The organism is Micromonospora sp. NPDC050187, assembly GCF_044459745.1.
In the GTDB taxonomy this organism is placed as follows: Bacteria; Actinomycetota; Actinomycetes; order Mycobacteriales; family Micromonosporaceae; genus Micromonospora.
In genome coordinates this window covers 199,664-214,858 of sequence record NZ_JBITJH010000010.1, presented here as the reverse complement: position 1 = coordinate 214,858, position 15,195 = coordinate 199,664, and the positions used below count along the sequence as shown (strand labels likewise).

General features: G+C 72.5%; 12 protein-coding genes. 4 read left to right on the top strand and 8 right to left on the bottom strand.

Annotation, left to right across the window (positions count from 1 at the left end):
- The first annotated feature begins 19 nt into the window (after positions 1 to 19).
- Together ACIBJE_RS18115 and ACIBJE_RS18110 are read left to right on the top strand one after the other, a co-directional pair.
- On the top strand, positions 20 to 841 hold the full coding sequence (locus tag ACIBJE_RS18115; RefSeq protein ID WP_396749652.1) for a shikimate dehydrogenase family protein: 822 nt from the start codon (positions 20 to 22) through the stop codon (positions 839 to 841).
- A 228-nt stretch (positions 842 to 1,069) separates the two neighbouring features.
- Positions 1,070 to 1,471: an SH3 domain-containing protein gene (locus tag ACIBJE_RS18110; protein ID WP_396749650.1), complete on the top strand. Its 402-nt coding sequence runs from the start codon at positions 1,070 to 1,072 to the stop codon at positions 1,469 to 1,471.
- A gap of 7 nt (positions 1,472 to 1,478) precedes the next feature.
- On the opposite strand, the gene ACIBJE_RS18105 is transcribed toward ACIBJE_RS18110, so the two are convergent.
- Both ACIBJE_RS18105 and ACIBJE_RS18100 read right to left on the bottom strand, forming a co-directional pair.
- On the bottom strand, positions 1,479 to 1,670 hold the full coding sequence (locus ACIBJE_RS18105; RefSeq protein ID WP_396749648.1) for a GNAT family N-acetyltransferase: 192 nt from the start codon (positions 1,668 to 1,670) through the stop codon (positions 1,479 to 1,481).
- A gap of 126 nt (positions 1,671 to 1,796) precedes the next feature.
- Positions 1,797 to 2,267 (bottom strand): hemerythrin domain-containing protein, encoded by a 471-nt coding sequence (locus ACIBJE_RS18100; protein WP_396749645.1) that lies wholly within the window; start codon positions 2,265 to 2,267, stop codon positions 1,797 to 1,799.
- Between the two features lie 336 nt (positions 2,268 to 2,603).
- Between ACIBJE_RS18100 and ACIBJE_RS18095 the strand changes: the two genes are divergently transcribed.
- The gene (locus tag ACIBJE_RS18095; protein WP_396749642.1) at positions 2,604 to 3,968 is read left to right on the top strand and encodes an MATE family efflux transporter; all 1,365 of its coding nucleotides are present in this window, start codon (positions 2,604 to 2,606) and stop codon (positions 3,966 to 3,968) included.
- Positions 3,969 to 3,999: 31 nt separating this feature from the next.
- Here the strand turns inward: ACIBJE_RS18095 and ACIBJE_RS18090 are convergent, their stop codons facing one another.
- The 6 genes from ACIBJE_RS18090 to ACIBJE_RS18065 form a co-directional block, all read right to left on the bottom strand.
- On the bottom strand, positions 4,000 to 4,494 hold the full coding sequence (locus ACIBJE_RS18090; RefSeq protein ID WP_396749639.1) for an SRPBCC family protein: 495 nt from the start codon (positions 4,492 to 4,494) through the stop codon (positions 4,000 to 4,002).
- Entirely contained in the window at positions 4,491 to 4,853 is a 363-nt protein-coding gene (locus tag ACIBJE_RS18085) for an ArsR/SmtB family transcription factor (RefSeq protein WP_396749637.1), read from the bottom strand. Before ACIBJE_RS18085 ends, ACIBJE_RS18090 begins: the two co-directional genes overlap by 4 nt.
- 112 nt (positions 4,854 to 4,965) lie before the next feature.
- Positions 4,966 to 5,166: a hypothetical protein gene (locus ACIBJE_RS18080; RefSeq protein ID WP_396749635.1), complete on the bottom strand. Its 201-nt coding sequence runs from the start codon at positions 5,164 to 5,166 to the stop codon at positions 4,966 to 4,968.
- Between the two features lie 560 nt (positions 5,167 to 5,726).
- Complete coding sequence (locus ACIBJE_RS18075) at positions 5,727 to 6,140, bottom strand: hypothetical protein (RefSeq protein ID WP_396749633.1); 414 nt, start codon at positions 6,138 to 6,140, stop codon at positions 5,727 to 5,729.
- Between the two features lie 445 nt (positions 6,141 to 6,585).
- Positions 6,586 to 7,977, bottom strand: a complete 1,392-nt coding sequence (locus tag ACIBJE_RS18070; RefSeq protein WP_396749631.1) for a condensation domain-containing protein — start codon at positions 7,975 to 7,977, stop codon at positions 6,586 to 6,588.
- Positions 7,978 to 8,015: 38 nt separating this feature from the next.
- Positions 8,016 to 9,407 carry a condensation domain-containing protein gene (locus ACIBJE_RS18065; RefSeq protein WP_396749628.1) on the bottom strand — a complete coding sequence of 464 codons (1,392 nt, stop codon included), beginning with the start codon at positions 9,405 to 9,407 and terminating at the stop codon, positions 8,016 to 8,018.
- 181 nt (positions 9,408 to 9,588) lie between these two features.
- Between ACIBJE_RS18065 and ACIBJE_RS18060 the strand changes: the two genes are divergently transcribed.
- Positions 9,589 to 15,195 (top strand): amino acid adenylation domain-containing protein, encoded by a 5,607-nt coding sequence (locus ACIBJE_RS18060; protein WP_396749625.1) that lies wholly within the window; start codon positions 9,589 to 9,591, stop codon positions 15,193 to 15,195.

Genomic DNA, 15,195 nt, shown 5'->3' with positions numbered 1-15,195 from the left:
CCCGGAAGGAGCACCTCCGATGCTCGATGTCGACGCCCCCGTCACGGCCGTGCCGGCGATCAGCGGCACCACCCGGCTGTACGCCCTGCTCGGCGACCCGATCACGCAGGTCCGCGCGCCCGCCCTGCTCAACCCGGTGCTCGCCCGGCGCTGCACCGACGCCGTGCTGGTCCCGGTGCACGTCACGGCGACCGACCTCGACCCGGTGGTACGCGGCCTCCGGCAGATGGCGAACCTGGACGGCCTGCTCGTGACCGTGCCGCACAAGGCCGCCGTCCTCGCCCTGGCCGACCGGGTCACCGACCGCGCCCGCCTGGCCGGCAGCGCCAACGCGCTCCGCCGCGAGACGGACGGCACCTGGACCGCCGACACGTTCGACGGCGACGGGTTCGTCCGTGGTCTGGTCGAGGCCGGGCACGACCCACGGGGTCGCCGGGCGTGCGTGGTGGGCGCGGGCGGCGCGGGCAGTGCCATCGCGGTCGCGCTGCTCGACGCCGGGGTGGCCGCGCTACGACTGGTCGACACCGACCCCGGACGGCTCGACACGCTGCACCGGCGGTTGTCGCCGGTCTACCCGGGACGGGTCGGCACCTCGGCCCACCCGCTCCTGGACGACGTCGACCTCGCGGTCAACGCCACTCCCCTGGGCCTGCGTCCCGGCGACCCGCTGCCGTTCCCGGTGACCGGGCTGCCGACTCACGCCGTGGTCGCCGACATCATCATGACCCCGGCGGAGACGGCCCTGCTGCGCGCGGCGTACCTCCGTGGCCTGCCGACGCAGCCCGGCCTGCCGATGCTCAGCCACCAGATCGACGCCTACCTGGAGTTCTTCCGCCTGTGAGCCGAACTCCCTGGCACCACGTCACGCCGAGTGAGTTGTTGACGACGGCACGCACCCGGCCTAGCATTTGCATGCATCGATTACAGGCAAGCGCGGCCCGTTCTCTGAACAGCAGCGATGCTACGAATGGATTCACGCGCGGAGAAGTCTGACGGCTGCGGTTCCCCGGTGGGACGGCCCTTCCGGAACTCCTTCGTGTCCCCTGTCGTGCCGCCGGAAAGGAATCACGTGTCCATCAAGACGATCATCGCGGGACTTTCGCCCAAGCGGCTCGCCAGTATCGGGGTGGTGACGGCGACGGTGCTGGCGGCGACCCTGGCCCTTCCCTCGCCCGCACAGGCCGATGCGTTCAGGTGCGGATCCGCAGGCAGCGACCCCCGCGCCTGGTGCGCCTATGTCAAGAATGTCGGGCCCGCCGGGCTCAACGTGCGCTCCGGCCCGGGAACTGGCTATCCGGTGGTCGCCGTATACGCCAACGGACAGATGGTCGAGGTCGATTGCTGGGCATACGGGACCAGCGTGAACGGATACAACATCTGGTCGAGGTTGTACACCCCGACTCGCGTGTCGTGGGTCAGTGACTATTATCTGACCACCGGTATCGTGCAGAATTACGTCCATCCCTGCTGAGTCGCGCTCAGCCCTCGACGGTCGACAGGCGGTAGCGGAACTTCGGCGAGCGCATCGCTCCCAGCCGGTCGCAGAAACCGATCCCGTCGGTGTTCCACTCGGGCGTCTGCCACTGCATCTCGTCCAGTCCCCACGCCCGCGCCCGGCGTACTGCGGCGTCGACCAGCGACCGGCCGACGCCGTGGGGATGGATCGTCAAATCCCGCCACCCCGACCCACTGACGAAGCCTGACCACCGCGTCCGCCGATGGCCGCACCGCCATGATGCTCAGAACCGACAGTGCGTGTCGCCGAGCTTCCCTTCAGCCAAGGTGGGCCAGGCCGGCTACAAAGGTCCCAGCACCGCGCTGGGGTCCGCGTCCAACTCCAGGGCCTTCAGCACGGCGAGGAGTTGACGCTCCTCGTAGCGGAAGTGCGACTCCATGATCGCCGCCAGTCCCTCCAAATGGCGGTCGAGTTCGGCGGGCGGGGCTGCCCGGGTCACGGCAGCCTGCAACCCGGCCAGAAGGTGGGCCATCATCGAGTGGTCCTGTCGCAGGTAGTGCAGCGCCTCGCGTAGTTCGGGATGCTGCCCGGCGATGGCCGGAAACAGCTCGCGGTCCTCACCCTCGTGGTGAGCGGTCAGGGCGGCACAGAACCCGTGACAGAACAGCAGCAGATCTCTGGTCGCCGGTTCCGCCGGCTTGCCGGCGGCCAAGGCCTGTCGGGTCACGGTCAGTGCGTCGCGTAGCCTGTCGTGAACGTCGCGCAGCTCGCGATGCCAGGCCACCAGCCTGCTCTTGTCGCCCTCACGCATAGGTCGAGGGCGAAGGGACAACGATCATCGTCGTCGTATCCCCTTCGGTCCGACGCCTCCATGCCTGACATGGTCTGCCACCAGCACGCGACGTTGGGCTGACGCTACCACGCACTCTGCGGAACCCTGCTCGGGCCGGGGCGTTGGGCTCGGTTGACGCTCGACAGCCGACCACCCGATCGCCGAGCACACCGACCAGGGTTGCGGACAACCTGCGGCTACGGTGTCACGGGTCGTCATTCGCGCCTGTGCGACGATCGGGGGCGACGACGGAGGGGCTTCCTGAACCAGCGACGAACGGCGGGCCACGGCGGCGACGGCTGGCGGATCGTCGCGGTGGCGGCTCCGCTGTACCTGTCGATGATCGCCGCGTCCGTCGGTTCGATGGTGGTCACGGCGGCGCTGGGACGGTTCGACACGGCCGCGCTCGCCGCGTTCGCCCTGGCCAGTGCCGTCCACGTCCCCACCACAGCGGCGGTGACCGGCGCGGTGCGTGGTGTGCTGCCCTTCGTGTCGTCGGCGGCCGGCGACCACGACGGCGTACTGCGGGTGGTCCGCGACGGCACGTGGCTGGCCGTCGCCGTCGGAGTGCCCGGTGCGGTCGCCGTGGCCGGTGTGCCGCTGCTGGCCCGCGTCGGCGGAGTACCGGCCGAGACGGTCGCCGAACTCGGTTTCCTTCCGTTGCTGCTGGCCGGGTCCGTACTGCTGGGCTCGGTCGGGGCGATGGCCTCGTCGAGCCTGGTCGGGCTCGGTCGCACCAGGACCGTGATGCGGGCCGGGCTGGTCGCCGCGACGTCCGCCGCCGGCCTGTCGTCACTGCTGGTCAACGGTGTCGGACCGGTGCCCGCCCTCGGCCTGGCCGGTGCCGGCGGCGCCGTGCTCGTCGCCAACCTGGCCGCCTGTGCCATGAACCTGTCCGGTCTGCGGTCGGCGCTCGGCACGCCGCTGGCCGGCCTGGTGTCGGTCCGCCCCGACCTGCGTCACGTGCGGGAGCTGGCCACGGTCGGCATTCCCATGGCCGGCACCGTGCTGGTCAAGTTCGGGGTGCTCGGCGTCCTCGCCTTCGCCGCCGCCCGGATCAGCCCGCCCGCCACGGCGGCGCACGGGATCGCCACCTCGCTGGTCGGCCTGATCTTCACCGCGGCGGTCGCGGTCGGTCAGGCCGGCGTGCCGCTCGTCAGCAGCCGGGCCACGGAGGGCGACGTCCCGGGCGTGCGGCGCGGGGTCCGGGCCGGGCTGGTGGTCGTCACCGCCACCGTGGGCGCTTCGTGCGCCCTGCTGGTGATCCTGCGTCCGGTCGTCCTTCCCCTGTTCACCAACGATCCCGGGGTCCGCTCGCTCACGACCGCACTGGTGCCGGTCGTGGCGCTGGCCGTCCTCTGCGACGGAGTGCAGGCGGTCCTCGGATTCGGTCTGACCGGCCTCCGGCGCACGGCGCCGAGCTTCGTGGTGTTCTCCGTGCTCTACGGCGTTCTCGCCGTGGTCGCGCTGCCGGTCGCGTCGGCCGCGGGCATCGTCGGACTCTGGACCGCCCTCGTCGTGACCAACGCGCTGGTCGCACTCGGCCAGGGCACCGCGTTCCTGAGAATCAGCGGCCGCCTCGGGACAGCTGGAAGACGCGGTGACCGGTCAGCGGAGAAGGGCCGCGAGACGGAGCAGGCGGGCGACCGTCCCGACACGATGGGAGCCACCGCTCCCTGAGTGGCGGCTCCGGCCCGACGGCGGCGTGTGCTCAGGAAGGCAGTCCGTCGTAGTACGGCTTCATCGCCGGGTAGTAGTCGTCGAAGATGGGTAGGTCCGCACCGTCGCGGGCGGCGACCAGCAGGTCGAGGTAGTACTCCCAGCCGGGGCCGACCTCACCGATCGCCTCCTCGCTGTCGAGATGGTGGACGAACCGCAGCTCGGTCACGCCGTCGGCCTCCACCAGCAGCATCTCCAGACGCCAGGAGCCGTGCTCGGCGAGCGTCGCGACAGCCAGCCGGTGGGGCGGCTCGCACGCCTCGATCAGCAGGTCGTGCCAGGGCTTTCCCTCCTCGTACGCCAGCTGCACCCGGACGGTGCGGCCAGGGCCGGGCTCACCCTCCCACGGGCCGAACCAGCGCGCGGTGCGCTCCGGCTCGGTGACGCTCGCCCAGACGTCCTCCACCGGGGCGCGGAAGGTGCGGGTCAGCACCAGGTCACTGCCAGCGTCCGTACGGAACAACCGGCCGACGGGTAGGCGGTTCATGCGGTCCTCTTTTTCTCGGCGGGGCGTTCGGTGCCGCTCCGGCGCTCGCGGCGGGTGCGGTACACCTCGGTTTCCAACGCGTCGAGGCGGTGCTCCCAGCCGCGCGGCCGATCGAACCGGTCGAGCCACTCGACCAGGGCGGTGAACGGCTCGGTCTCGATCTGGTAGAACCGCTGCCGGCCGACCACCTCGTCGCGGACCAGACCGGCCTGGCGGAGCACCCGCAGGTGTCGGCTCACCGCCGGCCGGCTGACCGGGAAGCGGGCGGCGATGTCGCCAGCGGCCAGCCGCCCGTCTCGCAACATCTCCAGGATGTCGCGTCGGATCGGATCCGCGATCGCCTCGACCACCTCGTCCACACCCAGAAGCGTAACCCATGGGTTACGCGTCAGGTGACCCGCCGCCCGGTTCACGGCCCCGGAGGGTGGGACCCGGGTTGCGCGTCGCCGACCGGAACCTTGGAAGACAGCTTCAGATCAGGACGTTCCACATCAGCAGCACACTGGGGATGAGCCCGGACAGTGCGAGCACGGCGAGCACCGCGCAGCCCGAATTCGGGTTGGAAACGGCTCCGGTGTCAATATTTCGCCTCAAGTTGGTGTTGGGGATGCGCACATCCCTTTTCCGGCGTGATAGTCCATCCCCGCCTCCAGGCCCCAGCAGTACATGCATTCGCCTGAGTCCTTGCGCCTGCCGCACTTCGGACATTCGCTCATGGACGCCTCCTTGGAGTGTCGAGTTGACGACTGATCCTGGTCGTTGGGGTGGTCAGCGGTTGGCCGGAGCGAGCCGGCCCTCGGAGGCAATCTTGGAGGCGTTCAGGGGTGCTGCCCAGCGGGTGGCCCACCGCCGGTGTCCGGTGCCGGTGGGATCCAGGCTCATCAACGCATGAAAACGCACTTGAGCGCGGCCGTCAAGGTGACCCAGCGCCGGTAGGTCTCGTCGAACGGGTCGACCATCACGGGCAGGCGCAGGGGCTCTTGTCGACGCGGCCGTACTCGGCGAGCGCCGCGTTGTGTGGCATTTCGCGCCAGCGGCCAGCCCCAGGCCACGTGTGCCAGATCGCACGGTCGTCCGCAATGAATCAAATCGTCGTGACCAGCACCGCCGCGACGAGAAAGGCTCATCGAGGCAAGCAAGAAAGGCCGCATCTGAAGTCACTCGCCACCGCGAATCTGCACGGTCGCCGGTACCGGCGCCCAGCTTCGCGCCGGACGCCGGCACCGGTCAGGTCAGGCCCGGCCGAGGTGGCGGGACAGGAACGCGTCGTCCACCCCGTCCCACCGGACGCTGCGGTGGTCGCCCGGGTTCGCGTGCAACGTCTTCTCCGCCGAGGCGAACGCGTCGAACAACGCCAACCCGGACGAACGGTCGACGTGCTCGTCGTCCCACGGCAGCAGGAACTGGACCGGCACGGTGATCTGCCGCGCGGCCATGATCACCGATTCGTCCACGAAGGACCCGCCGCCGAAGATCGCGGCGGCGATCCGGGGCTCGGCCGCGGTCAGCCGTATCCCGATCGCCGTGCCCATCGCGATGCCCCCGCCGTAGCCGACCGGCGCGTCCGGGCCGATCTGCGGCAACGCCTGCAGGGCGTCGAGCGTCGCCCGCCATTCAGCGACGGCCTGTTCCGCGAGCGAGGCCATGAAGCGGAGGCTGGCCGCCGCGAACCGCGGGGTGTCACCCGCCGTCACGGCTTCCCGGATCTCCGTGCGGGCCCGCTCGTCGGAGTCCGTACGCGGACGGTCGCCGTGTCCCGGCGCGTCGATCGACCCGGGATCTCGCCCACGAGGAAGTCGCGTTCGACGACACCGTCGGACGAGGTCTCAGCGGTGAAACGTACAGAATGCATGGGTCTGGCGCCTTTCGGGAGTGCCATCCTGATGGGCGCTCCGGGCGACGCTTACCTCAACCGCCCGTCCGTGGCGGGAGGGAGCACCACGTGCGAACTGCGTTCACGGGTCTCACCTCCTCGGCCGGGTCACGGATCGGGGGCACGCTACCGACCCGGCCGCACTGCCAGCCAGTCGATTACCCGTCGGCCACGCGTTCCCGGTCCGGCTCGATCCGCCAGAGCCGTCCGGCACGCGGTCAGGGCGTCGCGGACCGGGCCGCCTGGACCAACCGGTCCTCGATGTCCCGCAGCAACCGCTCCGCCCGCTCGGGCGGCAGATGCACGGTGTCGGCGGTGACCGCCAGCTCCACCGCGCCGGGTGCATCGATCACCTGGATCCGGCAGCGCCAGGCGAACCGGTCCAGTTCCTCCAGCCAGCGGAAGGAGCCGGCGGTCCGCAGCGTCGGTTCGTCCGGCCCGGTCACGTCGGCCGGGACGTCGTGGGGCAGGCGGATGTCGTTGAGGTAGCAGAACGGCGCGAGCGCGGTGCCGTAGTCGTAGCCGTGGTCGGCGAACGCCTGCGCGAGCGCGAGCGGGTCGTAGTAGGCGTGCCGGTACGCGTCCAACGACGCCTGCCGGGCCCGCCGCAGCAGCTCGGCGAAGTCCGGACGGCCGGCGAGGTCGACCCGGCAGAGACCGATCTGGTTCAGCTTGCTGATCGCGGCGTCGTACTCGGGTTGGAAGCGGTTGTTGGCCATGGTGAAGATGCCGGCGACCTCCGGTCCACCGCCGGCCCGGAGCGCGGCGGCGGTGGCGGCGAGCAGGACGGTGGAGCTGGTCACCCGGTGCCGGGCGGCGAGCAGCCGGGCCGCGTGGTGGATCGCCGGCGAGGTGAGCGCGCCGCGCCGGTAGCGCGGGGTGAGCCCGACCCCCACCGGTTCGGCGAAGGTGCCCGCCCCGAGCGTGGGGAACTGCCGGAGCCAGTACGCCACCGCCCGGTCGGACCGTCGCCGTTCGACCTGCCGTTCGCGCTCGGCCACGTCCAGCGACTGGAGGCCCGGCGGGGTGGGTGCCGCCCCGCGCAGCAGCAGCATGCGCAGGTCCCGGAGCACCGTCTCGGTGGCGTGGAAGTCGACGGTGGAGTGGCTGAAGACCACGACGACCTGCCGGACCAGCCCGTCGACCACCACCACGGCGGCCCGCAGCGGCCACTCGGTGGCGTGGTCGAAACGTGGGTCGCCGAACCGCGCGGCGAGCGACCCGGCCGCCATCATCCCGTCGGGGTCGGCCCCGGCGGCCGGCACGGTGTGTACCAGTACCGGCAGCCGTCCCTCGGCGGCGGCCACCTGGCGCAGTTCGCCGTCGATCGGGCGGACCCGGGTGCGCAGCGACTCGTGCCGGCCGACCAGTGCGGCGAGCGCGCGGACCGCCCGCGCCGGGTCCACCCCGGCCCGCCGCGAGACGGCGAGGGTACGCCGCAGGTTCAGAAAGCTGTGCCGGGTGGACTCGAACTCCACCACCGCCCGCCACATGGCGCGCTGCCCCCAGGTCAGCGGTCCGGTGGCGGCCCGGCCGCCGTGGAAGTCCGCGTACGCCACCTCCTCGGTGCACGCCGCGATCCGGTCGGTGGGCCGGGAAGTGAGCACCATTCAGGTTACCCCGCCGGTCAGCCGGGAAGGACGCGCGCTCAGGGCGTCCACGGCCAGGCCACCTCCCGGAAGACCGCCGTGACCAGCAGTTCCTCCAGGTCGCGCAGGAACGGCTCGACCGACTCTACGGGCACGAACCGGGTGTCGACGCTGACCGTGACGCCCACCGCCCCCGGCTCGTCGACGACGTGGGTCAGCCGGTGCCAAGCCGCCCGGGCCATGCCGTCGATCCAGTGGAAGGCGCTCTCCGCCATGGTGGCGCGCAGTTCGCTTTCGGTCACCGTCGGGCTCATTCCGACGCTTCCGCCGGCCAGTCGCACGTCGTTGAAATAGTAGTACGGCAGAAATGCGGTCGCCGGGTCGTGACCGTCCGCCAGGAAACGCTGCCGCAGCGCTACCGGATCGTAATAGGCGTGTCGGTACGCCGCCAGCGCACCGCGCCAGACACGGGGCAGCAACTCGGTGAACCCGGGCCGGTCGCCCAGCTCCACCACGCACATTCCGATCTGCCCGAGATTCGCCACCGCGTCGGTGTACTCGGCGCGGAAACGGTTGTGCGCCATCGTGAACAGTCCACACACCGACGTCCCGTCGCGGCCGGCCGCCAGCGCGGTGGTGGCGGCCAGCAGCACCGCGGAGGCGCTGACCCGGTGCCGGGCGGCGAGCAGCCGGGCCGCCCGGTCGGCGGCCGGGGAGACCAGCGTCCCCCGGTGCAGTCGGGGGGTCAGTTCGGTGTGGGTCGGGGTCATCGGCGGCTGCGGCAGCTGGGCGAGCCCGCGTGCCCAGTGCTCCACCGCGCGGGCGGAGGCGTCCTGGTCCGGCCCGTGCTGGTCGCGGGCCACCTGCACCGACTGCGGGCCGGTCGGGGTGCCGATCTCCCCCCGCAGCAGGATCAGCCGCAGGTCCCGGAGCACCACCTCGGCCCCGTACGCGTCCACAGTGGAGTGGCTGAAGACGATCACGATCTGGCGTACCCGGTCGTCGACGGTGACCAGGGCGACCCGCAGCGGCCACTCGGCCGCGTGGTCGAACGCGACGTCGGCGAGCCGCTCCGCCACCGCCCCGGCCGCCGCCGCGCCGTCCCCCTCACCCGGCACCACCAACAGGGGCAACTGGCCGGCCGCCGCGGTCTCCTGCCGGAACCCACCGTCGACCGACCGGACCCGGGTCCGCAACGATCCGTGCCGGCTCACCAGCGCTCCGAGCGCGCGGGTCACGCCGGCCAGGTCCGCGGGGACCCGTGCGGACACCGGCACGGTGCGGCGCAGGTTCAGGAACCGGTGGTTCCAGCCGGACCGCGCCGCGGCCCGGAACATGACCCCCTGCGCCCAGGTCGTCGGGGCGCTCTCGGTACGCCCGCCGCCGAACTCGGCCAGGACCAGCGTCTCGGTGGCCCACTCGGCCGGCACCACGGCATCCGCGAATCGCATTCCTGACGGTAAAACGGCGTTCGGTGGCCCGGATCGCTCGTTCGGGCTTTCCACAGTGCACGGGATGGGCTCTTTCCCGCGCCGGACAGGCGTCCGTCGGTGCGCCGTTCAGTTGATTACATGCGTCGTTTGCATTCGGCACACTGCTTGCCTCGCCCGCCATCGACGTAAGGCCTCGCCCGTGACCAATGTAGACCTTCCGGCCCGGGTTGTCCGTTCCTCCTCGAATGGGATTCCCGACACCACCGGGGCGAGACCGTCGCTGTCGTTCGGACAGGAACGGATCTGGTTCACCGAACAACTGACTCCCGGCACGGCGGGTTACCTCGTCTACGCGACGCTGCGGTTGACCGGTCCCCTCGATCCGGTTCTGCTGACCGCCGCCATCGACGCCACCGCCGGGCGGCACGACAGCCTGCGGATGCGGTTCACCGAGAACGAACTCGGCGAGCCGGTGGTCGAGGTGGCGCCCGCCGTGCAGGTGCCGGTCACCGTCACCGGCGTGGTCGACGAGGCGACGGCGCGCGCCCTGGTGGCCGAGTCCGCGCGCACCCCGTTCGACCTGGCCACCGCCCCCCTGCTGCGGGCGCTGGTGATCCGGCTCGGCGACGACGACCACGTGCTGCACCTGGCCATGCATCACATCGTCAGCGACGGCTGGTCGCTGGACCTGCTGCTCACCGAGATCGCCACGCTCTACCGCGCGCTGCGCGAGGGCGGCCCGGTGCCTCCGCCGCCGACCGTCTCGTACGTCGACTACGCGGCCTGGCAGCGGCAGCGCGTCGACGGACCGGACGCCGGGTCCGAGTTGGCCTGGTGGACCGGGGCGCTGGCCGGGGTGCCGGCGTTGGAACTGCCGACCGACCGGCCCCGCCCGGCCGTGCAGACGTACGCCGGGGCCACCCACCGCTTCCGGATCGACGCCGATCTCACCGCCGGGCTGCGCGAGCTGGCCCGGGGCCAGCGGGCCACCCTCTACATGACGCTGCTGGCGGGTCTCCAGGCGCTGCTGTTCCGGCACAGCGGCCAGCGGGACTTCGCCATCGGCTCGCCGGTGGCCGGCCGGGTGGCTCCCGAGCTGGAGAGCCTGATCGGGCTCTTCGTCAACACCCTCGCGATGCGCGCCGACCTCTCGCCGGGCGGTGCCACCGCCGACTCCCCCGGTGAGGAGCCGAGCTTCGCGGCGCTGCTGCGCCGGACCCGCACCGGGGTGGTCAAGGCGCTGGCGCGCCAGGAGGTGCCGTTCGAGCGCCTGGTCAAGGAACTGAACGTGACCCGGGACGTGAGCCGGTCGCCGGTGTTCCAGGTGCTGTTCACCCTCCAGAACTACGACCGGGGCAGCGGGGGCCGGTGGCCCGACGGGCTGGTCGCCGGAAGCTTCGGGGCCGACGGCAACGCTGCCCGGTTCGACCTGTCGCTGTACCTCGGCGAGGTCGACGACGGCCTGCGCGGGATGTTCGTCTACAACACCGACCTGTTCGACGCGGCCACCGTCGACCGGCTGGCCGAGCGGTTCACCACCCTGCTCCGCGCCGCGGTGGCCCGTCCGGACCTGCCCGTCGTCGACCTGGACCTGCTGGAGACCGGCGAGCGGGACCGGGTGCTCGGTTTCAGCGCGCCGGACGCGCCGGCGGCACCCGCCGTCGCGGTGACCGGCGCCGCCATCACCCTGGCCGACCTGGTGACCCCGCACGTGGCGGCCACCCCGGACGCGCCGGCCGTGGTCTGCGGCCCGGACGCGGTGACCTACCGGGACCTGGACCGGCGGGCCAACCGACTGGCCCACTGGCTGCGCTCCCGGGGCGTCGGCCCCGATGCGCTGGTCGGCGTGCTGCTGGAGCAGTCGGTGGAGTTGGCCGTGGCACTGCTCGGCGTGCTGCGGGCCGGCGGGGCATACCTGCCGCTGGATCCGGAGCAGCCGCCGAACCGGCTGGCCACGATGCTCGCCGACGCCCGACCGACGGTGGTGCTGACCAGCACCGACCTGCGCGACCGACTCACCCCGACCGACCCGGCGATCCCGGTCCCGGCGGCCCCGGCCTGCCTCGACGAGATCGCCGACGAGGTGGCCGGCTGCCCGGAGACCGCGCCGGACGGGGCCGCCCACGGCGGCAACCTGGCCTACGTCATCTACACCTCCGGCTCCACCGGCACCCCCAAGGGGGTGGCGGTGGCGCACCGGCAGGTGCTGCGCTACCTCGACGGGGTGGCCGACCGGTTCGCCGTCGTCCCGGCCGGCCGCTACGCGCTGCTCCAGTCGATGTCGTTCGACTTCAGCGTCACCATCTTCTACTTGGCCCTGGCCACCGGCGGGGTGGTGCACCTGCTCCCCCGGCGGGGCACCGGCGCGGAACTCGCCGAGCAGTTACGGGACCACCGGATCGACTACCTGAAGATCACCCCGTCGCACCTGGCCGCGCTGACCGCCGACGCCGAACCGGCCGAGCTGCTGCCGGCCCGGGCGCTGATCCTCGGCGGTGAGGCGTCCGACCTGGAGCGGGTACGGCCGCTGGCCGCCACCGGCACCGCCCGGGTGTTCAACCACTACGGGCCGACCGAGGCGACGGTCGGCATCGCCACCCACGAGGTGACCGCCGACGGGGACGACAGCGGACCCGTGCCGACCGGCCGGCCGCTGCCGTACGCCCGGGTGCACGTCCTCGACGACCGGATGCGTCCGGTGCCGATCGGGGTGCCCGGCGAGATCTACCTCGGCGGGGACCGGCTCGCCCGGGGCTACCTCAACCGTCCCGGACTGACCGCCGACCGGTTCGTGCCCGACCCGTACGGGCCGCCCGGTGCCCGCCTCTACCGCACCGGTGACCTCGGTCGATGGCGGGCCGACGGGCAGCTGGTGTTCCTCGGCCGCACCGACCACCAGGTCAAGATCCGGGGTTACCGGGTGGAGCTGGGCGAGGTGGAGGCCGCGCTGCGCGACTGCCCGCCGGTGCACCAGGCGGTGGTGGTGCTGCGCGACGACCGGCTGGTGGCCTACCTGGAGCCGGTGCCCGGCGCGGACACCCCGGAGGCCACCGAGCTGCGCCGGACGCTCGCCGACCGGCTGCCGGAGCACATGGTCCCGCAGCGGTTCGTCTGGCTCGGGAAGCTGCCGTTGCAGGAGCACGGCAAGGTGGACCGCCGGGCGCTGCCCGAGCCGACCGCCGAGACGCCGACCGGCGAGCGGGTCGCCCCCGTCGGGCCGGTGGAGAACCTGGTCGCCGGGATCTGGCGGGAGGTGCTCGGGCTGACGGAGGTCGGGGCCACCGACGACTTCTTCGACCTCGGCGGGCACTCGCTGCTGGCCACCCAGGTGGTGGCCCGGCTGCGCCGGGAGCTGCCGGCCACCGACGGCGACGCACCCCGGGTCAGTGTGATGGACCTGTTCCGCCACCGGACGGTCCGCGAACTCGCCGCCCGGGTGTCGGCGACCGATGCCGAACCGGCCGGCCTGCTGCACGAGCTGACCCCGCCGGTGCCGGCCGCCGAACGGGTCGCCACTCTGGTCTGCGTTCCGTACGGCGGCGGCAGCGCGGTGGTGTACCAGCCGCTCGCGGACGCCCTGCCGCCCGGTCACCGGCTGCTGTCGGTCTCCATGCCCGGGCACGACATCGGGCTGGCCGACGACCCGGCCCCGATCGACGAGGTCGCCGGGGACGTGGTCGCGGAGATCCTCGCCCGGGTCGAGGGTCCGCTGGTGCTCTACGGGCACTGCGGACCGGGCGGGGCCCTCGCGGTGGAGGTGGCGCGGCGACTGGAGGCGGTCGGCCGGGAGCTGACCGCGGTCTACCTCGGTGCCGTGTTCCCGTTCGCCCGGCCGGTGGGCGGGGTGCTCGGGCCGCTGCTGCGTCTGCGTCTGTCCGAGCGGATCCGCAGCGACCGGATCTACCGCACCTGGTTGCAGGCCCAGGGCACGTCGATCGGCGCGTTGGACCCGGACGAGGCGGCCTTCCTGATCCGGGCGATGCGCCACGACGCCCGGGTCTCCGAGGAGTACTTCACCGAGCTGATGCACCGACGGGTGACGCCGCTGCGGGCGCCGGTCGTATCGGTGGTCGGCGACCGGGACCGGGGCACCGAGTTCCACGAGGAACGGTTCCGGGAGTGGCACTTCCTCAGCGACCGGACCGCGCTGGCGGTGATCGACGAGGGCGGGCACTACTTCCTCAAGTACCGGGCCGGGGAGTTGGCCGAGATCGTCACCGGCGTGCACCACCGGCTCGCCGACCCGACCGGCGGGTCGGATCCGGCCGGCGCGACCGGGCCGGACGGGTCGGATCCGCCCTGGACGCTGGCCGCCGTCTCCGAGCGCGGTCGCGAACCGGCCCCGTCCCCCAGCCCGGACCCACCGCCGGACCGGCCCGGTGGTCGCCGCCGGACCGCCGACCGCGCCCCGCAGCCGAGCATGGCCCGGTTCGGCCTGGTCGCGGCCGGCCAGATCGTGTCCAGTACGGGGACCGCGCTGACCAACTTCGCCATCCCCCTGTGGATCTACCTGGAGACCGGGTCGCTGGCCCGGTTCGCGCTCTTCGCCGTGCTCGGGCTGCTACCCGGCCTGCTGGTCGCCCCGATCGCCGGCGCGTTGATCGACCGCACCAGCCGACGGCGGGTCCTGCTGCTGGCCGGCACCGCCGCCGGGGCGGCGAACGCGGCGCTGGCCGCGCTGGTGCTCACCGACCGCATCCAGGTCTGGCACTTCTACGTGCTGGTGGGCTGGCTGTCGGTGGCCCTGGCGTTCCAACGGCTGGCGTTCGTCTCCGCCGTGCCGCAGTTGGTCCCGAAACGCTTCCTCGGTCACGCCAACGGACTGGCCCAGACCGCCACCGGCATCACCCAGTTCCTGGTGCCACTGATCGCGGTGGCCCTGCTGGAGGCGGTCGGCCTCGCCGGCATCCTGGTCATTGACGTCGTGTCGTACGTGTTCGCGGTCGGGGTGCTGCTGCTCCTCCGGTTCCCCCGGACGCTGGCGCTGCAACGCCGGGAGGGCATGGGCGAGGAGATCGTCGCCGGGCTGCGCTACTCGGTACGCCGCCGCGAGTTCCGCTCCATGCTGGTCTTCTTCGCCGCGCTGAACCTGTTCCTGTTCCCGGTGCTCTACCTGCTCTCCCCGCTGGTGCTCGGCTTCGCCGAACTGGCCGAGGTGGCACAGGTGGCGCTGACCGGCGGGGTGGGCGCCGCCCTCGGCGGCCTGGTGATGCTCGTCTGGGGCGGCCCGCGCCGGCGCCGGATGCGGGCGGTGCTGCTGGGCACCCTCGGCATCGCGGTGGCCTGCCTGGTCATCGGGCTGCGGCCCAGCCTGGTCACGGTCGGTGCCGGCGCGTTCGGCGTGTACCTCGCGCTCGGCATCGTCAACGGCGTCTACAACACGATCATCCAGACCAAGGTGCCGCCCCGCTTCCACGGCCGGGTGTTCGCCCTCAACCAGATGGTGGCCTGGTCGACCATGCCGCTGGGCTGGGGGGTGATCGCCCCGTTCGCCTCGCAGGCCCTGGAGCCGCTGCTGATGCCCGGTGGCGCGCTGGCCGGCAGCGTCGGCGCGGTGATCGGGGTCGGACCGGGTCGCGGCATCGCCCTGCTCTACCTGGTCTTCGGCGGGTGCATCGCGCTCACCGCACTGGTGTCGCTGCGCACGCCGGTCCTGGCCCGGTTCGACGACGAGGTGCCGGACGCCCCGCCGGACGACCTGATCGGCATCGAGGCCCGACAGGCGCGCGCCGCCACGGCTCCCACTCCGGCGGGCGGCACGCCAACGGGCGGGATGGGCGACGTGCCGGCACGAAGGGCGGCCTGA

Excerpts from the sequence above, each read along its gene's own strand:
- ACIBJE_RS18100 (WP_396749645.1), bottom strand. The coding sequence starts at position 2,267 with ATGCGTGAGGGCGACAAGAGCAGGCTGGTGGCCTGGCATCGCGAGCTG.
- ACIBJE_RS18075 (WP_396749633.1), bottom strand. The coding sequence starts at position 6,140 with ATGGCCTCGCTCGCGGAACAGGCCGTCGCTGAATGGCGGGCGACGCTC.
- ACIBJE_RS18065 (WP_396749628.1), bottom strand. The coding sequence starts at position 9,407 with ATGCGATTCGCGGATGCCGTGGTGCCGGCCGAGTGGGCCACCGAGACG.
- ACIBJE_RS18115 (WP_396749652.1), top strand. The coding sequence starts at position 20 with ATGCTCGATGTCGACGCCCCCGTCACGGCCGTGCCGGCGATCAGCGGC.
- ACIBJE_RS18070 (WP_396749631.1), bottom strand. The coding sequence starts at position 7,977 with ATGGTGCTCACTTCCCGGCCCACCGACCGGATCGCGGCGTGCACCGAG.
- ACIBJE_RS18080 (WP_396749635.1), bottom strand. The coding sequence starts at position 5,166 with ATGCATGTACTGCTGGGGCCTGGAGGCGGGGATGGACTATCACGCCGG.
- ACIBJE_RS18090 (WP_396749639.1), bottom strand. The coding sequence starts at position 4,494 with ATGAACCGCCTACCCGTCGGCCGGTTGTTCCGTACGGACGCTGGCAGT.